Here is a 23405-nt window from a genome sequence, read left to right as displayed (position 1 = left end):
CTGTCAGGATCGGCACTCAATTCGAGCAGAAGCTACGCCGCCCCGGTCGACGGGGACAGCGGCGGAGGAGAGCGTCATGGGCAACGGCTTCCAGGTGCAGGACCGCTTCGCGGACGGCGCGCAGTACATCGGCGGAAGTCTGCGGTCCGGTACATCGGGACGCAGTCACGCGATTGTGAACCCGGCTACGGGCGAGACCGTCCACACATACGAACTGGCGGGCACCGCCGATGTAGACGCGGCCGTCGCTGCCGCCCGGGAAGCCTTCCCCGGCTGGTCCGGCGCCACGCCGGCCGAGCGGTCCGAGGCGATGCACCGCTTCGCCGCCGCACTCGCCGAGCAGGCCGACGACTTCGCGTACGCCGAGTCGCTCCAGTGCGGCAAGCCGATCAAGCTCTCCACCGAGTTCGACGTTCCGGGCACCATCGACAACACCTCCTTCTTCGCGGGCGCCGCCCGCCATCTGGAGGGCAGGTCCGCGGGCGAGTACGACGGCGACCACACCTCGTACGTACGCCGTGAGGCGATCGGTGTCGTCGGCTCCATCGCCCCGTGGAACTACCCGCTCCAGATGGCCGCCTGGAAGATCCTCCCGGCGATCGCGGCAGGTAACACGATCGTGCTGAAGCCCGCCGAGATCACCCCGCTGACCTCGTTGATGTTCGCGCAGGCGGCCACCGGGGCCGGCATCCCGGACGGTGTGATCAACATCGTCACCGGGGCGGGCAAGGACGCGGGCGAGCACCTCGTCGGTCACCCGGACGTCGTGATGACGTCCTTCACCGGCTCCACCGCGGTGGGCAAGCGGGTCGCCGAGATCGCCACCGCCACCGTCAAGCGCCTCCACCTCGAACTCGGCGGCAAGGCCCCCTTCCTGGTCTTCGACGACGCCGACCTCGACGCCGCCGTCAACGGCGCGGTCGCCGGAGCGCTCATCAACACCGGCCAGGACTGCACCGCCGCCACCCGCGCCTACGTCCAGCGCCCGCTCTACGACGCCTTCGTCCAAGGGGTCGCTGAGCTGATGGAGACCGTACGGCTCGGTGACCCCTTCGATCCGTCGACCGACCTCGGCCCGCTGATCAGCCATGCCCAGCGGGACCGGGTCGCCGGATTCGTCGAGCGTGCCCGTGCGTACGCCACCGTCGTCACCGGTGGCGAGGCCCCCGGCGGCGTCCTCGAGGACGGCGCGTACTACCGGCCGACACTGGTCGCGGGAGCCGCCCAGGACAGCGAGATCGTCCAGTCGGAGATCTTCGGTCCGGTCCTGGTCGTGCTGCCCTTCGACACCGACGACGAGGGCATCGCTCTCGCCAACGACACCCCGTACGGACTCGCCGCCTCCGCCTGGAGCCGGGACGTGTACCGGGCGGGCCGCGCCACCCGCGAGATCAAGGCGGGTTGCGTCTGGGTCAACGACCACATTCCGATCATCAGCGAGATGCCGCACGGCGGATACAAGGCCAGTGGCTTCGGCAAGGACATGTCGGCGTACTCCTTCGAGGAGTACACACAGGTCAAGCATGTGATGTACGACAACACCGCGGTCGCCCGCAAGGACTGGCACCGCACGATCTTCGGGGACCGATAGCCCGGCCGACCACGGCCATTCCCACCCGAAAGGGCAATGCGCATGGAGCAGTACGAGCCCGAGCACCTCTCTTCGGCGCAGCTGGCCGCGATGCGGCGCAGTCTGACCAATGGCAGAGGCGCCCTCACCCGGCGTTCGCTCATCCGCGCCTCCGGCATGGGCGCGCTCGCGCTCGGCGGACTGGGGACGCTGAGCGCATGCGGCATCCCGCCCGCGAAGCGGGAGGGGGACGCAGCAGCGGCCTCGGACGACCATTCGGCCAAGGAGAAGCAGATCAACTTCTCCAACTGGACCGAATACATGGACGTCAGTGAGGACGAGAAGCACCGGCCCACGCTGGAGGCGTTCACGAAACGCACCGGGATCAAGGTCAAGTACACCGAGGACATCAACGACAACGTCGAGTTCTTCGGCAAGATAAAGCCGCAGCTGGCCGCGGGCCAGGACACCGGCCGCGACCTCATCATCGTCACCGACTGGCTGGCCGCGCGGATCATCCGGCTCGGCTGGGCCCAGAAGCTCGACCCGGTGAACCTGCCGCACGCCTTCGCCAACCTGTCGTCCCAGTTCCGCACCCCCGACTGGGACCCGGGCCGCGCCCACTCGTACCCCTGGACGGGCATTCCGACCGTCATCGCCTACAACTCCAAGGCGACCGGCGGGCGCAAGGTCGACTCCATCACGCAGCTGCTCGACGACCCCTCCCTCAAGGGCAGGGTCGGGTTCCTCTCCGAGATGCGTGACTCCGTCGGCATGACCCTGCTCGACATGGGCAAGGACCCCGGGACGTTCACGGACGCCGACTTCGACGCGGCGATCGGCCGGATCCAGAAGGGCGTCGACAAGAAGCAGATCCGCCGCTTCACCGGCAACGACTACACCGCGGACCTCGACAAGGGTGACATCGCCGCCTGCATCGCGTGGGCCGGCGACATCATCCAGCTCCAGTCCGGAAACCCGGACATCAAGTACGCGATCCCGGCCGCCGGTTACATCACGTCGAGCGACAACATGCTGGTCCCCGCCAAGGCCCGGCACAAGACCAACGCCGAGAAGCTCATCGACTACTACTACGAGCCGCCGGTCGCCGCCCAGCTCGCCGCGTACATCAACTACGTCTGTCCGGTCGACGGTGTCCGCGAGGAACTCACCAAGATCGACAAGGCGATGGCCGCCAACACACTCATCCTTCCCGACAAGGAGATGGCGGCCCGATCGCACGCCTTCCGCTCGCTGACAAGCAAGGAAGAGACGGCGTACGAGGAGAAGTTCGCCAAGCTCATCGGCGCCTGACCGCGGTGCCTTTTCCCTCTCGCCCGATCTCCCCCTGACACCACTGGGACTGCGACCCATGACACAGCAGCAGACAGAAGGCGGCGACGTCCGCCTCACCGGGATCAGCAAGACGTACGGTTCCTTCGCCGCCGTCCAACCGCTCGACCTGACCGTCCCCCAGGGCTCCTTCTTCGCCCTGCTCGGAGCGTCCGGCTGCGGCAAGACCACCACCCTGCGGATGATCGCGGGGCTGGAGGAGGCCACCACCGGCACCATCTCGCTCGGCGGCCGGGACATCACCGACCTGCCCCCGTACAAGCGGCCCGTCAACACCGTCTTTCAGAGCTACGCGCTCTTCCCGCACCTGGACGTCACCGAGAACGTCGCCTTCGGTCTGCGCCGGCGCGGCATCAAGTCGGTGAAGAAGCAGGTCGACGACATGCTGGAGCTCGTTCAGCTCGGCGACTTCGCGAAGCGCAAGCCGCACCAGCTGTCCGGCGGCCAGCAGCAGCGCGTCGCCGTCGCCCGCGCCCTGATCAACCACCCGCAGGTGCTCCTCCTCGACGAGCCGCTCGGCGCCCTCGACCTGAAGCTGCGCCGCCAGATGCAGCTGGAGCTCAAGCGCATCCAGACCGAGGTCGGCATCACGTTCATCCATGTCACCCACGACCAGGAGGAGGCCATGACCATGGCCGACACCGTCGCGGTGATGAACGCGGGCCGCGTCGAGCAGCTCGGCGCCCCCGCCGACCTGTACGAGAACCCGAAGACGACCTTCGTCGCCAACTTCCTCGGCACCTCCAACCTGATCGAGGGCGAGATCACCGAGTCCGGCACGGACATCCTCGTCGGCGCGGGCGGCAGCACACTGCGACTGCCCGCCGGGCGATGCTCGGCCCCCACCGCCATCGGCGGGAGGATCCTGGTCGGCATCCGCCCGGAGAAGATCTCCCTCGCATCCGCCGGCGAAGCGGACACCATAGCCGCCGGACGCAACCGGGTGACCGGCCGGATCGTCGACTCCAGCTTCATCGGCGTCTCCACGCAGTACGTGGTGGAGAGCCCGGCCGGCAAGGCACTGCAGGTGTACGAGCAGAACGTCGGGCACCGCGCGGGACTCACCCGCGGCGCCGAGGTCGTCCTGCACTGGGACCCGGAGCACACCTTCGGCCTTGACGCGGCCCAGGACATCGACGCCGGTGTCGAGACGGTGGAGGACGCGACGTGACCGTCACCGAAGCGCCGCCCGCGCCGCCCAAGGACCCCGCCGAACTCCCCGTACGCAAGGCCTCCACCCGAAAGCGGCTCGTCCCGTACTGGCTGTTGCTCCCCGGCATCCTCTGGCTGGTCGTCTTCTTCGCCCTGCCGATGGTCTACCAGGCATCGACCTCCGTACAGACCGGATCCCTGGAGAAGGGGTTCGAGGTCACCTGGCACGTCCAGACCTACTGGGACGCGCTGTCCGAGTACTACCCGCAGTTCATCCGGTCCCTGCTGTACGCGGGCACCGCGACGATTCTCTGCCTGCTGCTCGGCTACCCGCTCGCGTATCTCATCGCGTTCAAGGCGGGCCGCTGGCGCAATGTGGTGCTGGTGCTGGTCATCGCGCCCTTCTTCACCAGCTTCCTTATCCGTACCCTCGCCTGGAAGACGATCCTCGCGGACGGCGGCGCGGTCGTCGACGTACTGAACGCCCTGCACGTCCTGGACGTCACCAGCTGGCTCGGCTGGACCGAGAACAACCGGGTACTGGCCACGCCGATGGCCGTGGTCTGCGGTCTGACGTACAACTTCCTGCCGTTCATGATCCTGCCGCTCTACACCTCGCTGGAACGGATCGACGGCAGGCTGCACGAGGCGGCCGGCGATCTTTACGCCACCCCCGCCACCACCTTCCGCAAGGTGACGTTCCCGCTCTCCATGCCGGGTGTCGTCTCGGGCACGCTGCTGACCTTCATCCCGGCCAGCGGTGACTACGTCAACGCCGAACTGCTGGGCTCCACCGACACCAAGATGGTCGGCAGCGTCATCCAGACCCAGTTCCTGCGCGTCCTCGACTACCCGATGGCGGCCGCGCTCTCCTTCATCCTCATGGCGGTCGTCCTGCTGATGGTGACCGTCTACATCCGCCGCTCCGGGACGGAGGACCTGGTCTGATGCCCGTACTGCGCTGGCTCCGCCGCCATCTGATCGTCATCGCGGGTCTGCTGACCCTCGCCTACATGATCCTCCCGAACATCGTCGTGATGGTGTTCTCCTTCAACAAGCCGAACGGGCGCTTCAACTACGCCTGGCAGCGCTTCTCGCTGGACGCCTGGACGGACCCCTGCGGCGTCGCCGACATGTGCGGCTCGCTCTCGCTCTCCCTCCAGATCGCCACCTGGGCGACGATCGGCGCGACCGCGCTCGGCACGATGATCGCCTTCGCGCTGGTCCGCTACCGCTTCCGGGCGCGCGGCGCGATCAACTCGCTGATCTTCCTGCCGATGGCGATGCCCGAGGTCGTCATGGCCGCCTCGCTGCTCACGCTCTTCCTCAACATGGGCGCCCAACTGGGTTTCTGGACGATCCTCATCGCACACATCATGTTCTGTCTGAGCTTCGTCGTGACGGCGGTCAAGGCACGCGTGATGTCGATGGACCCGCGGCTGGAGGAGGCGGCCCGCGATCTGTACGCGGGACCCGTGCAGACCTTCGTCCGGGTGACCCTGCCGATCGCCGCCCCCGGAATCGCCGCGGGAGCGCTGCTCGCCTTCGCGCTCTCCTTCGACGATTTCATCATCACCAATTTCAACGCGGGTTCGACCGTGACGTTCCCCATGTACGTCTGGGGTTCGGCCCAGCGCGGCACGCCCGTGCAGATCAACGTCATCGGCACGGCGATGTTCGTCATCGCCGTTCTGGTGGTCGTCGCCGGCCAGCTCGTCTCGAATCGGCGAAAAAACAGCGCACGACCCTGAAAGCCCTGAAGGAGTTGGAAACCATGGCCCCAGCTGCCATGCGTACTGCTGCACAATCACTCTCCGGCGCACGGCCGGTCTCGTTCTGGCTGGACGACCCCGGCAGGCCCGACGCGCTTCCCGCGCTCACCGGCGACGAGCACTGCGATCTGCTCGTCGTCGGCGGCGGATACAGCGGACTGTGGACCGCGCTGATCGCCAAGGAGCGCGATCCGGAACGGGACGTCGTACTGATCGAGGGGCACGAGGTGGGCTGGGCCGCCTCGGGCCGCAACGGCGGATTCTGCGCCGCCTCCCTCACCCATGGCCTCCCCAACGGCCTGGAACGCTGGCCGGACGAGATCAGGAAGCTGGAAGAGCTGGGCGAGCAGAACCTCGACGCCATCGAGGCGGCCGTCACCCGCTACTCCATCGACTGCGCATTCGAGCGCACCGGCGAAATCGATGTCGCCACCGAACCGCATCAGCTGGAAGAACTGCGGGAATGGCACCAGGAAGCCGAGAAGCTCGGCTTCACCGGAGTGGAATTCCTCGACCGGGAGGCACTGCGCGCGGAAGTCGACTCACCGACCTTCCTCGGCGGACTCTGGGACCGGCGCGGAGTCGCCATGCTGCACCCCGCCAAGCTGGCCTGGGGCCTCAAGCGGGCCTGCCTCGATCTGGGGGTGCGGGTGTACGAGCACACCCGGGGCCTCGAACTGGCCAGGACCACCACCGGGATGGCGGTCCGCACGCCGTACGGGAAGGTCCTCGCCCGCCGGGTCGCACTCGGCACCAACATCTTCCCGTCGCTGGTCAAGCGAGTGCGCCCGTACACCGTCCCGGTCTACGACTACGCGCTGATGACCGAGCCGCTCACCGCCGACCAGCTCGCCTCCATCGGCTGGAAGAACCGGCAGGGACTGGGCGACAGCGCCAATCAGTTCCACTACTTCCGGCTGTCCGAGGACAACCGGATCCTGTGGGGCGGTTATGACGCGATCTATCCGTACGGCGGCCGGCTCAGCGCGGATCTCGACCAGCGGCCGGAGACGTTCCTCAAGCTCGCCGGTCAGTTCTTCGAGTGCTTCCCGCAGCTGGCAGGGGTACGTTTCAGTCACGCCTGGGGCGGTGCGATCGACACCTGTTCCCGCTTCTCCGCCTTCTTCGGTACGGCCCACCGGGGGCGGGTCGCCTACGCCGCCGGATTCACCGGACTCGGCGTCGGAGCCACCCGGTTCGGCGCCGATGTGATGCTCGATCTGCTCTCCGGCGAACGGACCGAGCGGACCGGTCTGGAGATGGTGCGCACCAGGCCGATGCCGTTCCCGCCGGAGCCGTTCGCCTGGGCCGGGATCGAACTCACCAAGAGGTCCCTGGCCAGGGCGGACAGCCAGGGGGGCCGGCGCAATCTGTGGCTGCGCGCCATGGACCGGCTGGGGCTCGGCTTCGACAGCTGACCCAGGTCCGGGAGACACCGGACACCATATGACCCAATTCACATTCGACCGGTGGTCCCGACTCGCGTAATGATCCGGGCCGAACCCCCTCTCTCGCCGTGTGTCCGCACTGTCGGTGCGCACGGAAGGGAGGCCGGCCATGACTGGATCGGAGGTAAGGGCGGCAGTCGATTGGCTCGCCTCGGTGGCACCGGATCCGGCTGCGTGCAGGTGGGAATGGGAGCGCAGTCCCCAGGGGATTGCGCTCCTTCCCGCAGGCAGGCGCTGGGACGTACTGATTCTTCCGCGGGAGCTCGGCTATCCGACGTTCGATGTGCTCACCCGTCTCGTCGACCGGCCGGGGCCGGTCCTCTCCGGCTTCGGCGACGCCCGCATGGGCTTCTTCGTGCCGCCGGGTACGGTCGCCCGCTGGATCGGAACGGGGGTGCGGGGAGTGGGACTCGGGGCCTGGATCCTCGTGCCGTACCCGGGGCGGGCGTCCGGCGGGGTGCGCTGGCTGATACCGCCCGACGGTTCGGGGACGCTGACCGACGCGACTCTGCTGGAGCTGGCGATGCATGAGGCCGCGGCGGCGACGGCCACGGCCCGGGGTGGCGGCCTGAGCGGCGGCAGGGGCGGGGGTGGCTGGTGGGGCGCCGGGGGCTGAACGGGCGCCGGGAGTGAGGTGGTGGGGCTGACGTCCGTTGTGGCGGGTCCCGGATGGTGCCAGAGGTCTTGACAACCTGATTGGTCTGGACCATGTTGTGGCGCCACACTCAATTCCCCCCTGCACGGAGGCCGTTGTGGAACGCACGGGACCCCCCGCCCGATTTTCCGGACTTCTGGCCGCCCTCTCGGCGGCTCTGCTCGTCGCCGGTGGCCTGGCGGCCTCGGCGCCGTCCGCCGCGGCGGCCGACACCGATCTGGCGCGCAACGGCGGATTCGAGGCCGGTCTGGACGGCTGGAGCTGTACGGGCGGCAGCGGAGCCGCCGTCAGCACACCCACCCACGGCGGAACTTCCGCACTCAAGGCGACACCGGCCGGCAGCGACAACGCCGAGTGCTCCCAGACCGTCACGGTCAAGCCGGACTCCACGTACACGCTGAGCGCCTGGGTGCAGGGCAGCTATGTCTACCTCGGCGCATCCGGAACCGGCACCACCGATGTGTCGACCTGGACGCAGTCCTCTCCCGGCTGGTCGCAGCTCACCACCACGTTCAAGACCGGTGCCGCGACGACGTCCGTGAAGATCTACACCCACGGGTGGTACGGCACCCCCACCTACTACGCCGACGACCTCACCCTGGTCGGCCCCGGCGGCGACCCCGTCGCGATCCCCGCGACCCCCGCCGGGCTGAGGGCCGGCACGACCACCTCCTCCTCCGTCGCCCTCTCCTGGACCGGCTCCACGGGGGCCGCCGGCTACAACGTCTACCAGGGCGGTACGAAGGTCCTCTCCGTCACCGGGACGTCCGCCACCGTGACGGGCCTGGCCGCCTCGACCGTGTACAGCTTCCAGGTCACCGCGACCAACTCCGCCGGTGAGTCGGCCAAGTCCGCAGCCGTCACCGCCACCACCACGGCGGGCGGCGGAGGCGGCGGCTCCGGCCTCCCCACCCACGCGCTGGTCGGCTATCTGCACTCCAGCTTCGCCAACGGCTCCGGCTACACGCGGATGGCGGACGTCCCCGACTCCTGGGACGTCATCGACCTGGCCTTCGGTGAGCCGACCTCCGTCACCTCGGGCGACATCCGGTTCTCGCTCTGCCCGGTCACCGAGTGCCCGAACGTCGAGTCCGTGGCCGAGTTCAAGGCGGCCATCAAGGCCAAGCAGGCCGCGGGCAAGAAGGTGCTGATCTCCATCGGCGGCCAGAACGGTCAGGTGCAGCTCTCCACCACCGCCGCCCGTGACACCTTCGTCTCCTCCGTCAGCAAGATCATCGACGACTACGGCCTGGACGGTCTCGACATCGACTTCGAGGGCCACTCGCTCTCGCTGAACACCGGCGACACCGACTTCCGCAGCCCGACCACCCCGGTCATCGTCAACCTGATCTCCGCGGTGAAGACCCTCAAGGCCAAGTACGGCGACAAGTTCGTGCTGACCATGGCCCCCGAGACGTTCTTCGTGCAGCTCGGCTACCAGTACTACGGCTCGGGACCCTGGGGCGGCCAGGACCCGCGCGCCGGCGCCTACCTCCCGGTCATCCACGCCCTGCGTGACGACCTCACCCTGCTGCACGTCCAGGACTACAACTCGGGCTCCATCATGGGTCTGGACAACCAGTACCACTCGATGGGCGGCGCCGACTTCCACATCGCCATGACCGACATGCTGCTCACCGGCTTCCCGGTGGCCGGGGACACCACCAAGGTCTTCCCCGCGCTCCGCCCCGACCAGGTCTCCGTCGGACTTCCCGCCTCCACCCAGGCGGGCAACGGCTACACCACACCCGGCGAGGTCAACAAGGCGCTGAACTGCCTGACGAAGAAGACCGACTGCGGTTCGTACGCGACGCACGGGACCTGGCCCGCACTGCGTGGACTGATGACGTGGTCGATCAACTGGGACCGCTTCAACAACGGTGAGTTCTCGAAGAACTTCGACGCCTACTTCGGCGGCTGACGTCGCCGTGACCGACCGCTCGACCAGCTGAGCGCCAAGAGCAACAGCCCGCTCAGGCACCAGCCGGCGAGCACATCCAGCGGCCAGTGATAGCCGCGCAGCACCAGACCGATGCCCGTCGCCACTGTCAGCAGGACAGCGGCGACGGGCATCATCCATGACCGCTTCGTGTACGGCGCGATCAGCAGCGCCGCCGCCCCGTACGCCACCGCGGCCGTCGTCGCATGGCCGGAGGGGTAGTAGCCGGTGGCGTCGGTCAGCGGTCCCGGGCGCGCGATCCAGTCCTTCAGCGGGACGACCAGCAGAGGCACCGCCGCCATGGTGAGCGCCGCGTACAACGGCTCCCAGCGCGCGCCGCGCACCAGTGCCCAGACGATCGCGCAGCCCAGCACCGGGAGCGCGACCTGCATATTGCCGAGATCGGCGAGGAGTTCGGTGAGCCGGGCAAGGCCGTGTCCGACGAGGGCCCGGCTGATCTGCTCGTCCGGTCCGAGCAGGGGGCCGTCGGCAGCGACCTGCCAGGTGACGAGTGCGAAGACCGCGAGCAGCGACGGCACCAGAGAAATGCGAAGAACCGACCACCCAGGAACAGGAGGGGTAGCACCTTGCTTGGGGGTCCTCCTGTGGGGGTACCGCTGAATCGGGGAGGGCGTCATATGAACAGCCTGCCAGCAGCCGCGCTGACCGCCCGGGAGTATCTGCGGGTGTCCGCCGAGGGGGAGCGCTCCATCCCGGAGTAGCGCCAGGACAACAAGCGGGCCGCCGACCGAGAAGGCTTCGCGCTCGGCACGCCGTACCAGGACCAGGGGAGCGCCTCCCGTTACGCCACCAAGGGGCGTGACGGCTACGACCGGCTGATGGGCGAGCTGACGAGCGGCCAGTTCGGCGCCGAGGTGCTTATGTTGTGGGAGTCATCGCGTGGTTCTCGCCGGGTGGGGGAGTGGGTCACCCTGATCGAGCTGTGTGAAGATCGCGGCGTACGGATCTATGTCACGACCCACAGCCGGTTGTACGACCCGGGCAACCCGCGTGATCGCCGCTCCCTGCTGGAAGACGCCGTAGACAGCGAGTACGAGTCCGCCAAGATCAGTGGCCGCACGCTCCGTGGACTCAATGCCAATGCCCGCGACGGCAAGCCACACGGCATTTGCCCCTTCGGGTTCAAGCGTGATTACGTGACGCTCAAGGGCAAGCTCGTGCCGGTCCGTCAGTACGCCCACCCAGACGAGGCGCCGCTGGTTGTCGAGCTGTTCACCCGCACACGGGCCGGTCACAGTTTCCGGGCCATCGCACGGGACTGGGCGGCGAAGGGGATCACCGGCCGCCGGGGCAAGACGATTTCACCAGAGACCATGCGTGACCTGGCCCTGAACGTTGCCTACATCGGGCTGCGCTCCACCAAGGGCACGACAGTCGAGGCGTCGTGGGAACGGCTGGTCAGCGACGAGCTGTTCTACGAGGTGCAAGCGATGCTGGCCGAACCGTCCCGGTTCACGGGCAATTCGGGCGCACCACGGCACGAGTTCACCGGAGCCGTCGTCTGCGACGTGTGCTCCGGCCCCATCACCGTCTCGTACAAGCGCGATACAGCCGCCTACGTCTGCAAGGGCAAGGGCTGTGTGCGTGTGGACAAGGCGGGCGTGGACGAGATCTGACCCGCGTGGTTGTAGCCCACCTGAACCGGCCGGATGCTTACGAAGATTCCTCTGACGACGGCAATGACTCTCAGGCCGCAGCCTTACGGGATCAGCTGGCCAAGGGCCGTGCTGATCTCAGGGAGATGGAAGAGGCCAAGTCGGAGACGCTGGCCGAGGCCCGCATCCTGGCCCGGTCCGTGGAGCGTCTGGAGGGCAAGATCAAGGAACTTGAGGACCAGGTCCGTGAGCTGTCCCGTCCCACTGCGCTGAGCACGCTGTTCCGCCCGGGAGGCAATGTGACTACACGATGGCTCCGGACACCTGTTTCCGCTCAACGGGCCATCGCTGCACTGCTGTTTACGCCGACAATGCTTGGTCAGGTCCGCCTGACCCGTTCCCCCGCACCTGGCAAGCGCGGTGACCTGATCGAGCGGGTGGAGTTCCGGCGTGCCTGATTTGCCGTACGCGGGAGTTGTGTGGCAAGCCGAAGGGCGGAAGCAGGGGGGGTAGCTTCCGCCCTTCGGCGTTGCGGGCTGATCCAGTTACTTACCGCAGTAAAGAACCGCAATCGTGCCGCTGGATCGGTTTGCCGCGCGCCCCGGGGGGTTTGGGGCGAGCGGCCATCCGATCGGTGAGGAGTTCCGGAGCCGGAGGCTCCAGTGGTGTGCGCGATGGCACGACCAGGACGGTGCTGGGGATGCTCCGACCCGGTTTCACCCGCAGTCCCCTGCGAGCGGGGTGTTTCTCTCATCTGCAGGAACCGTACGGCAGCCGGCGGGGGACCGACAGCGGGAACCGGATCCCGCCATGGGCCCCCCACACGTTCTTCACAGGCCCTCACGTGGACCCGGTCGGTATCGGTGCCAGGATCGGATCAGATCTGGGCGAAAGCCTGCTCGATGACGTCGAGTCCCTCGTTCAGCAGGTCCTCGCCGATCACCAGCGGCGGCAGGAAGCGCAGCACGTTGCCGTACGTGCCACAGGTGAGGACGAGCACGCCCTCCGCGTGGCAGGCCTTCGCGAGCGTCGCGGCGGCCTCCGGGTTCGGGTCCTTCGTGCCGGCCTTCACCAGCTCGATCGCGATCATCGCGCCACGGCCACGGATGTCACCGATGACATCGCCGTTCGGCAGCTTCGCCTGCATCTCGGCGAGGCGGCCCTTCATGACCTCCTCGATGCGCTTGGCCTTGCCGTTCAGGTCCAGCTCGCGCATCGTCTCGATGGCGCCGAGCGCACCCGCGCAGGCCACCGGGTTTCCGCCGTACGTACCGCCGAGGCCGCCCGCGTGCGCGGCGTCCATGATCTCGGCGCGGCCCGTCACGGCGGAGAGCGGCAGACCGCCCGCGATGCCCTTGGCGGTGGTGATCAGGTCGGGGACGATGCCCTCGTCCTCACAGGCGAACCACTGGCCGGTACGGCAGAAGCCGGACTGGATCTCGTCCGCGACGAAGACGATGCCGTTGTCCTTGGCGAACTGCGCGATCGCCGGGAGGAAGCCCTTCGCCGGCTCGATGAAGCCACCCTCGCCGAGCACCGGCTCGATGATGATCGCGGCGACGTTGTCCGCGCCGATCTGCTTCGTGATCTGGTCGATGGCCTGGGCCGAAGCCTCGGCACCGGCGTTCTCCGCACCGGTCGGCCAGCGGTAGCCGTACGCCACCGGAACCCGGTAGACCTCGGGCGCGAACGGACCGAAGCCCTGCTTGTACGGCATGTTCTTGGCGGTCAGCGCCATCGTCAGGTTCGTCCGGCCGTGGTAGCCGTGGTCGAAGACGACGACCGCGGTGCGCTTGGTGTAGGCGCGGGCGATCTTCACGGCGTTCTCGACGGCCTCGGCGCCCGAGTTGAAGAGCGCGGACTTCTTGGCGTGGTCGCCCGGCGTCAGCTCTGCCAGCTGCTCACAGACCTCGACGTACCCCTCGTACGGCGTGACCATGAAACAGGTGTGGGTGAAGTCGGCGAGCTGCGCGGAGGCGCGGCGCACGACGGCCTCGGCGGAGGCGCCGACCGACGTCACGGCGATGCCGGAGCCGAAGTCGATCAGACGGTTGCCGTCCACGTCCTCGATGATGCCGCCGCCTGCGCGGGCGGTGAACACCGGCAGGGTGGAGCCCACACCTGCGGCGACCGTCGCGAGACGGCGGGCCTGCAGCTCCACCGACTTCGGGCCGGGAATGGCAGTGACGACGCGGCGCTCCTGCGGAATTGCGGTCATGAGGGGCTCCTGGGGGTGTTTCGGACGCTTCTCTGTCTGCAGGCTAGGGGCGAGGCCGGGGGTCCGGCATGTTCCGTTCGGGAGAAGTGGCCCGACGCGGTTGTCCGTCACGGACATAGCGACGGCCCGGCGACCGGTGGCGGGACTTCCCGCCCGACAGCGTCTGACGGGGTGCTACTGGGCACTAGATTGAGGGGATCGGGGCGCCTGCGCCCGTGGTTACCGGTCGGCGCTGGTCAGGGGACGAGGGACAGCACATGGACACCGAGGGCACGTACGACTCACGCGGCACCCGCTCCGGTCATTCGGTGCCGCGGCCGGCTGGCTCGCCACCGCCCGTACTGCCGCCCATGCCGGGCCACGCACCGGCCACCGGCCCCTCCCTCGGGGACTGGCTGCGCATCCCCAGGCCCCTCGCGGAACCGGGTGTCTGGCGGTCCGGACACAGCGACCGGCCCGCCGAGGAGGCGGAGCGCACGCCCGACCGCACGCTGCTCAGCGGAGCGGTGATCTCGCTCCTTGCCTGCATCCTCGTGTGGTCGCTCTGGCGCAACGGATACATCCCGTACTGGCGGGTCCCGCTGAAGCTGTTCACTCCCGACGACTGGTGGGGGCCGTTCGGCGATCAGCCGCTGACCCATGGGGCGGTACGCGCGCTCGACATCTACCGTCTGCTGATCATCGGAGCCTTCGTCTACGGGTTCGGCCGGTTGGGTAACTGGCCCGCCGCTTTCGAACGCTCGGTCGCCGGCCGAGGACCCGCCGCCCGCGCGGCCGGTGCGGCTGCCGGTGCGCTGCTGGTCTGGATCCTCGTGTGGACGGGGACGGTGCCGGGCATGGAGCTCACCTTCAGCTTCGTGGCCGGCCCGTGGATGGGCACCGACCGCACTCTGACCACCGTGGTCACGTACACGCTGTACGCCCTGATCACCCTGGTGATCGTGTGGCCCTTCGCGAAGCTGGGCCGATGGTCCCGGCTGCGCCGCAGGAACGCCGACGGCTCCCGCCCGCCGCAGCCGCCGACGGCAGGGGCGGGCACCCCGAGCGCGCGTGGAACCGCGGACCGGGGCACGGCCCGCGAGGCAGGCCACGACGCGGAGGCCCGGACGGCGGGCGGCGCGGACGATCCGGCCGAGTGGCCCGACCTGCGCGCCGCGGGACAGGACCAGGCCGCCGCCAGGCTCGCCCAGGAGGCCCGGTCGGGCCGGATGAACGACGTCGACTACGCCCGTATCCGACGCGCCTGGACCTCCGTACGTGCCGACAGCACCCGGCTGCCCGCCTTCACCGACACCGTGCTGCGCAACGGCGCCGCCGCCTGCACCCATCCCTCCGGCGCGCGCGATCTCCCGGTCCGCTCCGCCCGGCACGATCTGCTCGTCGACCAGGTCAGGCTCGGCACGGTCGACGACAACGAGCGCAACCCCTATGTGCGCCGCGGCAGCGGAATCGCCCTCGACCCCGGACTGCTCGGCACCTCGCTGCTCGCCGTCGGACCGCCGGGGGCGGGCAAGAGCCGCGCACTGATCAGGCCCGTCGTCGAATCCCTCGCCCTTCAGGCGCTCGCCGGGCGGGCCGCCGTCGTCGCGGTGTGCGCCACCGGCACCCGGCTCGGAGCCGACGAGGGGTTCGACGTCGTGGTCAAGCTCGGCGACCCGGCCTCCGTCCACGACCTCGATCTCTACGGCGGCACCACCGACCCCGACGAAGCCGCGGCCGTCCTGGCCGAGGGGCTCGTCGGGGACCTCCCCGAAGTGGACAGCAGACGAGCCGCAACTGCCCTCGCGCAGCTCCTGGGCCCCTACCGCGCCGCCCACGGCCGTTTTCCCTCCGTCCCCGAACTGCGGGAGCTGCTGGACGGTGTCCCGGCCGCGCTCGCGGCCCTGCGTGAGGCCGTCGACGCGGCGGGCGGGCAGAGCATGCACCGCGAACTCGACGCCCGCGCCCGCCAGTCCGGCGCGCCCGGAGACCCGGGACCCGCACTCGCCGACCGGGTCGCGCTGCTCGACCGGCCCGCGTTCGCCGATTTCTTCGACACCACGGGCAAGGCCCGCCCGTTCTCCCTGCGGGCCCTGGAGCACCCGCTCAGGGTCCGCATCGATCTGCCCGAACGCGGTCACGCCGAGGCGTCGCGGATGCTGGCCCGTCTGATCCTGGCCCAGTTCACGGCGAGCGCCGCCGCCCGCGCCGCCCGCTCCCTCTTCGCGTGCCTGGTCCTCGACGACGCGACCCGCACGCTGACCCCCGACACCGTCCGTGGCATCCAGCGACTGCGCTCGGCGCACGCCGGGGCCGTACTCACGCTGCGCACCCTCGACGACGTCCCGGAGAGCCTGCACACGGCGCTGCTGGGCGCGGTCGGCTGCCGGATGGCGTTCTCCGGGATCACCACCTGGGACGGCAAGCGTTTCGCCGAGGCATGGGGTACGGAATGGGTCGAGACCCGGGACGTCACCCAGCGCACGGTCTTCGCCGACCAGCCGATGACCCGGGCCATCCACGCCTTCCGCAAGCTGGTCACCGGCAAGGCGGTGACCACCGACGCGGTGACCGTGCGCCAGGTCGAGCGCGAACGCTGGTCGGCCTCCGAACTGGCCCATCGAGTCCCGGCCGGACACGCGGTGCTGTCTCTGACGACGGTACGAGGGGAGCACGCTCCGCCCCTGCTGGTGAACCTGAACGGCTGAACCGGGGCCGGGGGCCATGACGTGCGGGCCGGGTCCACCGCAGCGGGTCCGGTGGGCCGCGGCGGTGCCGGGTCACTGAGAGCGGTTACCGCCGACCCTGCCGTCCTGGCAGAATCGGGTGGAGCCGTTCGTACGGGACGGCGAAATCGACTCCCGAAGGTCCCGCGGTCCCATGCCCCCCACTCTGGCCTCGCTCGTCCAGCATTCGGCGCTCAAACTCACTGTGCGTGCGGGGGCGGACCGGCTCGACGCGCCGGTGCGCTGGGCGCACGCCAGCGAGCTGGCCGACCCCGTTCCGTACATGGAGGGCGGCGAACTCCTCCTCATCACCGCCACCAACCTCGACGCCGAGAACCCCGAAGCGATGCGTCGGTACGTGCGCCGGCTGGCCGCCGCCGGAGTCGTCGGGCTCGGCTTCGCGGTGGGCGTCAACTACGACGAGGTGCCGCAGCCGCTGATCGACGCCGCCGACGAGGCGGGACTACCGCTCCTCGAGGTCCCACGCCGCACCGCCTTCCTCGCCATCGCCAAGGCCGTCTCCTCGGCGATCGCCGCCGACCAGTACCGGGCCGTGACGGCGGGCTTCGAGGCCCAGCGCGATCTCACCAAGGCCGCACTCGCCGGAGAGGGGCCCGGCGAACTTCTCAGCCGACTCGCCGCCCAGGTCGACGGCTGGGCCGCGCTGTACGACGCCTCCGGCGCCGTCGTGGCCGCCGCCCCCGACTGGGCGGCCCGCAGAGCGGCCCGGCTCACCCCCGATGTGGAACGGCTGCGAGACCGCCCCACCCCGGCGAGCGTCGTCGTCGGTGACTCCGACGACCGGGTCGAGCTCCAGACCCTGGGCACCGGCCGCCGGGCCCGCGGCGCCCTGGCCGTGGGCACCGGGTCGGCCCTCGGTACCGCCGAGCGGTACGCCGTGCACTCGGCCGTCGCCCTGCTGACCCTCACCACCGCCCGCTCCCGCGCCCTGCAGGGCGCCGAACAGCGACTGGGCGGTGCGGTACTCCGGATGCTCCTCGCCGGCCAGCCGGACCATGCGCGGGCCGTTGCCGGAGACCTGTACGGAGGGCTGCTCGACGCCCCGTTCCGCCTGCTGATCGCGGAGGCGTCCGATCCGGCGACACCGGTACTGCTCGGCGAGGCGATGGAGTCGGCGGCCGCCCGGTCCGGGGAGGCCCTGCTGATGGTCCCCGAAGGAGAACGGCTGGTCGTCCTCGCCGCGGACGGCGGCGCGGCCGTCGCCGCCTGCGCGGCGTACGCGGCGGCCCAGGAGGAGGGAACCCCGCACGACCAGGCGGCGCCGGAGGACACCGAGGTGGTCGTCGGGCTGTCCGCACCGGCGGGTCCGACCGCCGTCTCCGCCGCGTACAAGCAGGCCGAACAGGCACTCTCGGTCGCCCGCCGCAGGGGCAGGGCCATGGTCGAGCACGAGGAGCTGGCGGCCGGATCGGTCCTGCCGCTGCTCGCGGACGACGCGGTCCGGGCCTTCGCGGACGGCATGCTCCGCGCCCTGCGCGAACACGACGCGAAGGGCCGCGGCGACCTGGTCGCCTCGCTGCGCGCCTGGCTCAGCCACCACGGCCAGTGGGACGCAGCCGCGGCCGACCTGGGCGTGCACCGCCACACCCTGCGCTACCGGATGCGGCGGGTGGAGGAGATCCTGGGCCGTTCCCTGGACGACCCGGATGTGCGGATGGAGCTGTGGCTGGCACTGAAAGCCACGAGTTCCCCGACGACGCCGTGAGATGAAGCCCGTCCGGGCCGTGGGCAGGTAACTGCTCGCCGGTCGGTCGCGATGAACCGTCCAGGAGGTCCGGGTCATCAGACAAACCGGCGCATGCCTGGCCGCTTCTGCTCCGCACCGGACAAACGCCAGGCCGACGGTACGGCCCTACGGTGGGGGACAGGACACCCCACGACTCCGAAGGGCCGGAACCTCCATGACTTCCACCCACGCCTTCTGGCTCGCCGGCCGCCAGGCCACCGGCGAGGACAGCTTCGACGTCACCAACTCCTGGGACGGCCGTCTCGTCGGCACGGTCAGCGTGCCGACCGACGCGCAGATCGAGGAGGCCGTCGCCGCCGCGCACGCCGTGCGCGAGGAGTTCGCCGCGACGCCTGCCCATGTCCGCGCCGCCGCACTCGACCACGTCGTACGGCGTCTCGTGGAGCGCACCGAGGAGATCGCCCAGCTGATCTCCGCCGAGAACGGCAAGCCCATCAAGTGGGCACGCGGTGAGGTCGGCCGCGCCGTCTCCGTGTTCCGGTTCGCCTCCGAGGAAGCCCGCCGCTTCAACAGCGGCGAGGCCCAGCGCCTCGACACCGACGCCGGTGGCACCGGTCGTCTCGGGCTGACCCGACGCTTCCCGCGCGGCCCGGTCCTCGGTATCGCGCCCTTCAACTTCCCGCTGAACCTGAGCGCCCACAAGGTGGCCCCGGCCATCGCCGTCGGCGCCCCGATCATCCTGAAGCCCGCCCCGGCCACCCCGATCTCGTCGCTGATCCTCGGTGAGCTGCTGGCCGAGACGGACCTTCCGGCCGGTTCGTGGTCCGTGCTCACGGTGCCCAACGACCGCATGCCCGCCCTCGTGCAGGACGAGCGGCTGCCCGTGATCTCCTTCACCGGGTCGGCCCCGGTCGGCTACTCGATCATGGAGTCGGTGCCGCGCAAGCACTGCACCCTGGAGCTCGGCGGCAACGGCGCGGCGGTCGTCCTCGGCGACTACGCCTCCGACGAGGACCTGGACTGGGCCGCGACCCGCATCGCGACCTTCTCCAACTACCAGGGCGGCCAGTCCTGCATCTCGGTGCAGCGCGTCATCGCGGACGCCGCGGTCTACGACCGGCTCGTCCCGAAGATCGTCGCGGCCGTCGAGGCCCAGGTCACCGGCGACCCGTCCGACGCCGCGACCGATGTCGGCCCGCTGGTCAACGAGGACGCCGCCAAGCGCGTCGAGTCCTGGGTCGACGAGGCCGTGCAGGCCGGCGCCCAGCTTCTCGCCGGCGGCAAGCGGGACGGTGCGACCTACGCGCCGACCGTGCTGACGGAGCTCCCGGACGGCGTCACCCTCGCCTCTGAGGAGGTGTTCGGACCGGTGCTCACCATTCAGAAGGTGGCCGGCGAGGCCGAGGCCTTCGCCTCCGTCAACTCGTCCAAGTACGGCCTGCAGGCAGGTGTGTTCACACATGACCTGCAGACCGCGTTCCGCGCCCACCGCGCCCTCGAGGTCGGCGGCGTCATCATCGGTGACGTCCCCTCCTACCGCGCCGACCAGATGCCGTACGGCGGAGCCAAGCAGTCCGGCGTCGGCCGCGAGGGTGTTCGCTACGCGATGGACGACTACACCTACGAGCGCGTGCTGGTCCTCACCGGCCTCGCCCTGTAGTCCGTAAGCAGGATCGAACCGGTCCACCTCAGCCGCCTGTAATCCGCCTGGACAGCACGACAACAGGCGGCAGAAGAACGGCCGGAGCCCACTGTGCGGGGGCTCCGGCCGTTTCTGCGTATCTGCACCCTGACCTGTGGCGATGGTCGGACGGGGGTGCGGCGGTTGGCGTGGATCCGGCCCAGGAACCGGGCGCCGGTGCCAGCCACGGCGGCGAGGAAGGCGTTGGCGTCGAAGCTCTTGTCCCATAGGACCAGCATGTCCGGGCGCAGGTGGTGCAGCAGCCGGCGGGCATAGTCGGTCTCGCCCTCTCTGGTCGGGCCGAACACCACGCCGATCAGGGCCCGGGTCCCGGTCTCCACCAGGGTCATTAACTCCAGCAGGGGTAGCCGCCGCGGCTCTGCGGTCCGAAGCGGTCGGTGTTGCGGCTGCTGTCGGGCCTTGCCACGGCTGCGTTCGACAGGATGAGCCCAGGTCGGAGAGGTGTGGACCGGATGCCGCAGCTAGATTGGAAACATGGTGTTGCCGGGGCGTCCCGCGGTTTTTCTGGGTCGGCGTGCTGAATCTGCGTTGTTCGACCGCTGGCAGGACGCCGTCAAAGCCGGTCGAGGTGGCGCTCTCGTGGTCCGCGGTGAGCACGGTATCGGCAAATCCGCACTGCTTGACCACATGGCTTCGACTGCGGTCGGCTTCCGCGTCGTGCGGGCCGCCGGTGTGGAGGCGGAGGTGGAGCTGCCCTTCGGGGCGTTGCACCAGGTCTGTGCGCCGTTCCTGGCCACGCTGGAGCACCTGCCTGGACCGCAGGAGGACGCCCTGGCTGCGGCATTCGGGCTGCGGACAGGAGCGGCGCCCGACCGCTTCATGCTGGGCCTGGCCGTACTGGGCCTGTTGTCCGAGGCGGCGGCCCGCCAACCGCTGATCTGTGTGATCGACGATGCCCAGTGGCTCGATCCCGGTTCGGCCCAGGCGTTGATGTTTGTGGCGCACCGCGTCGGTGCGGAGCCCCTCGGCCTCGTGTTCGCCACTGCCGGTGGTGGTCTGGGCGGGTTGCAGGAGGTGGTGCTGACCGGCCTCGGCCCTGGCGACGCCCGTGCTTTGCTGCACTCGGTTCTGCACGTGCCGATCGACGAGGGAATCGTGGAGCGGATCGCGGCGGAGGCCCGCGGCAATCCGCTGGCCCTGCTCGAACTGCCCCGGACCATGACGGCTGCCGGGTTCGTATGCGGTTTCGGTCCGACGGACACCACAGCTGTGCCGGGGCGCATCGAGGACAGTTTCCGTAGCAGAGTCCTCCGCCTCCCGCCGGCCACCCGCATGCTGCTCCTGGTAGCCGCGGCGGAGCCGACCGGCGACTCCGCGCTGCTGTGGCGCGCGGCCGCCCGTCTGGGAATCGGGGTCTCGGCCGCGACGGCGGCCGAGGCCGACGGGCTGCTGTCCATCGGCACGCAGGTGGTCTTCCGCCATCCCCTGGTGCGGTCGGCCGTCTATCAGGCGATGCCGCCGTCGCAGCGACGGGCCGCGCACCGGGCTCTGGCCGATGTCACCGGTCCTTCGGAACCGGACCGGCGGGCCTGGCACCGTGCGCAGGCTGCCGTCGGCTTCGACGAGGAAGCCGCAGCGGAGCTCGAGCGGTCGGCTCACCGGGCTCTGGCACGCGGCGGTATCGCTGCCGCCGCGGCATTCCTGGAGCGGTCGGTCGCGCTCACGGCCGACCCCGCCGCCAGGGCAGAGCGGGCGCTGCGTGCGGCACGCGCCAAACAGCAGGCCGGCGCGTACGACAGCGCTCTGGACCTCCTTGCCCTGGCCGACCGGGGGCCCGAGAACGAGCTGCGGGCCGCCAACAGTGAGCTGCTGCGAGGACAGATCGCCTTTGCCCGCAGTTTCGGCGGCGGAGCCACCCCCGTGCTGCTGCGCGCGGCCCGCCGCTTCGAGTCCATCGACGCTTCCCGTGCAAGGGATGTCTACCTGCAGGCCCTGGCCGCAGCGATGCTCGCCGGCCGGCTGGGCGACGAGTGCCGGATAACGGAGGTTGCCCACAGCGCTCGCCGGGTGCCTGCGGCGTCCGTGCCACGCGCCTCCGACCTCTTGCTGGACGGGCTGACGCTCCTGATCGTCGAAGGCCGCGACGCCGCAGTTCCGGTGTTGGGCAAGGCGGTGTCGGCGTTCACCACGGAGGAACTGGCCCCTGAGGAAGAGCTGTACTGGCTGTGGCTGGCCGGCCACGGCGCCGGGCTGTTGTGGGACGACGAGGCATGGCGACTGCTGTCCACGCGGCTGCTGCGATCCTGCGAGGAACGAGGAGCACTCAGCATCCTCCCGGTTGCCGCAGCCACACGTGCGGGACTGCACCTGCTGGGCGGGGAACTCCTGCAGGCCGCGTCGTTGGCCGAGACGGCCGCCGACGTCACTTTCATGACCGGAGCCGGCCCGGTCCCCTACACAGAGGTGGGGCTCGCCGTCTTCCGCGGCCGGGATGATGAGGCCGCTGCCGCGATCCGCACCGCGACCCGGGACGCGATGGCGCGGGGCGAAGGCATGGCGCTGACCTACCTGCAGTGGGCCACCGCCGTGCTCCACAACGGTGCGTGCCGGTACGATCAGGCGCTCGAATCCGCCCGCCAGGCCGGCGCCGACTCCAGCGTCCAGCGGATCCGCAACTGGGCACTGGCCGAGCTCATCGAGGCGGCCGTACGTACCGGACACCAGGACCTGGCCGACGAGGCGCTGAGGGAGCTGTGCCGGACGACCAGGCCCTGCTCCAGCCACTGGGCCGCAGGCATCGAGGCACACTGCCGGGCGCTGCTCGCCGTTGGCACGGACGCCGAGGACCTGTACCGCACGGCCTTGGAACGGCTTGAGTGCACCGGCCTGCGCGCCGCGGTGGCCCGTGTCCATCTTCTGTACGGGGAGTGGCTGCGGCGCGAACGCCGCCACCTCGAGGCACGAGACCAACTGCGGCAGGCACACGAGATGTTCGTGCGGTATGGCATGGACGGTTTCGCCGAACGGGCCCGCAGCGAACTGTCAGCGGCCGGCGAGCCCACCCGCAAGCGTCGGTCTCGGTTCGGCGAGCAGCTCACTCCCCAGGAAAGACGTGTTGCGATGCTGGCGGCCGAGGGAGCTACCAACCCCGAGATCGCGTCGCGATTGCTCATCAGCGCCAGCACGGTCGACTACCACCTGCGCAAAGTCTTCCGCAAGCTCAAGGTCACCACGCGTACTCAGCTTGCCCGGCTGCTGCAGGACGGCCAGCCGATCCCCGGAGACACAGACCGGCCCTGACGCCGCGACCCAAGCACGACTACGCATTCACGTGGTGCCCTCGGGTGGGGGCGTGTGCCTACCGTTATGAGTGAAGCGGCACCGGCGCGGGCCGGCGGCACACCGTCGGCCCGCGCCTCGCGCGACACACCGCGGAAAGCGAGCGGACCGCCATGATCACGCCGATGACCTCACCTGATTCTCCCTGTGTCCTGCTACGAGGTATTCCACCAGTGGGCATGCCTCCTGCTCGCCCGCGACCCGCTCAGGCAGCACCATCGTCCTGAAGCGGCTCCAGGGGAGCACCCGGCCTTCGCCGCATTACTCGACGGCATGCGGCGGCCAGGT

General features: G+C 69.7%; 17 protein-coding genes and 2 pseudogenes. 15 read left to right on the top strand and 4 right to left on the bottom strand.

The genetic code is table 11. The features are described 5' to 3' along the window. Positions 1 to 76: 76 nt before the first annotated feature. The 8 genes from OHB49_RS13435 to OHB49_RS13400 all read left to right on the top strand — a co-directional run bounded on the left by OHB49_RS13435 (position 77) and on the right by OHB49_RS13400 (position 9871). Positions 77 to 1591: a gamma-aminobutyraldehyde dehydrogenase gene (locus OHB49_RS13435; protein ID WP_329160480.1), complete on the top strand. Its 1515-nt coding sequence runs from the start codon at positions 77 to 79 to the stop codon at positions 1589 to 1591. Positions 1592 to 1633: 42 nt separating this feature from the next. Further along, a complete protein-coding gene (locus OHB49_RS13430; protein WP_329160478.1) occupies positions 1634 to 2884 on the top strand; it encodes a polyamine ABC transporter substrate-binding protein in 1251 nt (416 codons plus the stop codon). A gap of 58 nt (positions 2885 to 2942) precedes the next feature. After that, positions 2943 to 4094, top strand: a complete 1152-nt coding sequence (locus OHB49_RS13425) for an ABC transporter ATP-binding protein (protein ID WP_329160476.1) — start codon at positions 2943 to 2945, stop codon at positions 4092 to 4094. After that, entirely contained in the window at positions 4091 to 5023 is a 933-nt protein-coding gene (locus OHB49_RS13420; RefSeq protein WP_030978894.1) for an ABC transporter permease, read from the top strand. Before OHB49_RS13425 ends, OHB49_RS13420 begins: the two co-directional genes overlap by 4 nt. After that, the gene (locus OHB49_RS13415) at positions 5023 to 5826 is read left to right on the top strand and encodes an ABC transporter permease (protein ID WP_313939428.1); all 804 of its coding nucleotides are present in this window, start codon (positions 5023 to 5025) and stop codon (positions 5824 to 5826) included. Before OHB49_RS13420 ends, OHB49_RS13415 begins: the two co-directional genes overlap by 1 nt. Before the next feature lie 23 nt (positions 5827 to 5849). Continuing rightward, positions 5850 to 7265, top strand: a complete 1416-nt coding sequence (locus tag OHB49_RS13410; RefSeq protein ID WP_329160472.1) for an NAD(P)/FAD-dependent oxidoreductase — start codon at positions 5850 to 5852, stop codon at positions 7263 to 7265. A gap of 139 nt (positions 7266 to 7404) precedes the next feature. Beyond that, positions 7405 to 7911, top strand: a complete 507-nt coding sequence (locus OHB49_RS13405; protein ID WP_329160470.1) for a hypothetical protein — start codon at positions 7405 to 7407, stop codon at positions 7909 to 7911. A gap of 136 nt (positions 7912 to 8047) precedes the next feature. Further along, the gene (locus OHB49_RS13400; RefSeq protein ID WP_329160468.1) at positions 8048 to 9871 is read left to right on the top strand and encodes a chitinase; all 1824 of its coding nucleotides are present in this window, start codon (positions 8048 to 8050) and stop codon (positions 9869 to 9871) included. On the opposite strand, the gene OHB49_RS13395 is transcribed toward OHB49_RS13400, so the two are convergent. Beyond that, on the bottom strand, positions 9856 to 10428 hold the full coding sequence (locus tag OHB49_RS13395) for a phosphatase PAP2 family protein (protein WP_329160466.1): 573 nt from the start codon (positions 10426 to 10428) through the stop codon (positions 9856 to 9858). The genes OHB49_RS13400 and OHB49_RS13395 overlap by 16 nt on opposite strands. 204 nt (positions 10429 to 10632) lie before the next feature. Between OHB49_RS13395 and OHB49_RS13390 the strand changes: the two are divergent. From OHB49_RS13390 to OHB49_RS13380, 3 genes and pseudogenes are all read left to right on the top strand, one after another. After that, positions 10633 to 10995, top strand: a pseudogene (locus OHB49_RS13390) (recombinase family protein); the annotation flags it as partial. Between the two features lie 51 nt (positions 10996 to 11046). Continuing rightward, positions 11047 to 11526 carry a recombinase family protein gene (locus OHB49_RS13385; protein WP_329166462.1) on the top strand — a complete coding sequence of 160 codons (480 nt, stop codon included), beginning with the start codon at positions 11047 to 11049 and terminating at the stop codon, positions 11524 to 11526. A gap of 5 nt (positions 11527 to 11531) precedes the next feature. Next, the gene (locus tag OHB49_RS13380; protein ID WP_329166830.1) at positions 11532 to 11963 is read left to right on the top strand and encodes a hypothetical protein; all 432 of its coding nucleotides are present in this window, start codon (positions 11532 to 11534) and stop codon (positions 11961 to 11963) included. Between the two features lie 83 nt (positions 11964 to 12046). On the opposite strand, the pseudogene OHB49_RS13375 reads toward OHB49_RS13380, so the two are convergent. Beyond that, positions 12047 to 12259: pseudogene (locus OHB49_RS13375) on the bottom strand (phosphatase PAP2 family protein); the annotation flags it as partial. A 123-nt stretch (positions 12260 to 12382) separates the two neighbouring features. Next, positions 12383 to 13723 carry a 4-aminobutyrate--2-oxoglutarate transaminase gene (gene gabT / locus OHB49_RS13370; protein ID WP_030978901.1) on the bottom strand — a complete coding sequence of 447 codons (1341 nt, stop codon included), beginning with the start codon at positions 13721 to 13723 and terminating at the stop codon, positions 12383 to 12385. A gap of 257 nt (positions 13724 to 13980) precedes the next feature. Here gabT and OHB49_RS13365 point away from each other — a divergent pair, with 257 nt between their 5' ends. The 3 genes from OHB49_RS13365 (at position 13981) to OHB49_RS13355 (ending at position 19796) form a co-directional block, all read left to right on the top strand. Beyond that, on the top strand, positions 13981 to 16410 hold the full coding sequence (locus OHB49_RS13365; protein WP_329160465.1) for an ATP/GTP-binding protein: 2430 nt from the start codon (positions 13981 to 13983) through the stop codon (positions 16408 to 16410). A 172-nt stretch (positions 16411 to 16582) separates the two neighbouring features. Then, on the top strand, positions 16583 to 18154 hold the full coding sequence (locus OHB49_RS13360; protein ID WP_329160464.1) for a PucR family transcriptional regulator: 1572 nt from the start codon (positions 16583 to 16585) through the stop codon (positions 18152 to 18154). A gap of 196 nt (positions 18155 to 18350) precedes the next feature. Continuing rightward, complete coding sequence (locus OHB49_RS13355; RefSeq protein WP_329160462.1) at positions 18351 to 19796, top strand: aldehyde dehydrogenase family protein; 1446 nt, start codon at positions 18351 to 18353, stop codon at positions 19794 to 19796. On the opposite strand, the gene OHB49_RS13350 is transcribed toward OHB49_RS13355, so the two are convergent. Beyond that, positions 19757 to 20179 (bottom strand): transposase, encoded by a 423-nt coding sequence (locus OHB49_RS13350; RefSeq protein WP_329166460.1) that lies wholly within the window; start codon positions 20177 to 20179, stop codon positions 19757 to 19759. The two genes, OHB49_RS13355 and OHB49_RS13350, sit on opposite strands and share 40 nt — an antisense overlap. 133 nt (positions 20180 to 20312) lie before the next feature. Between OHB49_RS13350 and OHB49_RS13345 the strand changes: the two genes are divergently transcribed. Then, complete coding sequence (locus OHB49_RS13345) at positions 20313 to 23078, top strand: helix-turn-helix transcriptional regulator (RefSeq protein ID WP_329160460.1); 2766 nt, start codon at positions 20313 to 20315, stop codon at positions 23076 to 23078. The last annotated feature ends 327 nt before the right edge of the window (positions 23079 to 23405 follow it).

The organism is Streptomyces sp. NBC_01717 (assembly GCF_036248255.1).
In the GTDB taxonomy this organism is placed as follows: Bacteria; Actinomycetota; Actinomycetes; order Streptomycetales; family Streptomycetaceae; genus Streptomyces.
This window is presented reverse-complemented; position numbering and strand designations above follow the sequence as displayed.

What these genes read in the sequence shown, in the direction of transcription:
- OHB49_RS13415 (WP_313939428.1), top strand. Translation starts at nt 5,023, where the DNA reads ATGCCCGTACTGCGCTGGCTCCGCCGCCATCTGATCGTCATCGCGGGT.
- OHB49_RS13355 (WP_329160462.1), top strand. Translation starts at nt 18,351, where the DNA reads ATGACTTCCACCCACGCCTTCTGGCTCGCCGGCCGCCAGGCCACCGGC.
- gabT (WP_030978901.1), bottom strand. Translation starts at nt 13,723, where the DNA reads ATGACCGCAATTCCGCAGGAGCGCCGCGTCGTCACTGCCATTCCCGGC.
- OHB49_RS13365 (WP_329160465.1), top strand. Translation starts at nt 13,981, where the DNA reads ATGGACACCGAGGGCACGTACGACTCACGCGGCACCCGCTCCGGTCAT.
- OHB49_RS13435 (WP_329160480.1), top strand. Translation starts at nt 77, where the DNA reads ATGGGCAACGGCTTCCAGGTGCAGGACCGCTTCGCGGACGGCGCGCAG.
- OHB49_RS13430 (WP_329160478.1), top strand. Translation starts at nt 1,634, where the DNA reads ATGGAGCAGTACGAGCCCGAGCACCTCTCTTCGGCGCAGCTGGCCGCG.
- OHB49_RS13345 (WP_329160460.1), top strand. Translation starts at nt 20,313, where the DNA reads ATGGTGTTGCCGGGGCGTCCCGCGGTTTTTCTGGGTCGGCGTGCTGAA.
- OHB49_RS13360 (WP_329160464.1), top strand. Translation starts at nt 16,583, where the DNA reads ATGCCCCCCACTCTGGCCTCGCTCGTCCAGCATTCGGCGCTCAAACTC.
- OHB49_RS13405 (WP_329160470.1), top strand. Translation starts at nt 7,405, where the DNA reads ATGACTGGATCGGAGGTAAGGGCGGCAGTCGATTGGCTCGCCTCGGTG.
- OHB49_RS13425 (WP_329160476.1), top strand. Translation starts at nt 2,943, where the DNA reads ATGACACAGCAGCAGACAGAAGGCGGCGACGTCCGCCTCACCGGGATC.
- OHB49_RS13410 (WP_329160472.1), top strand. Translation starts at nt 5,850, where the DNA reads ATGGCCCCAGCTGCCATGCGTACTGCTGCACAATCACTCTCCGGCGCA.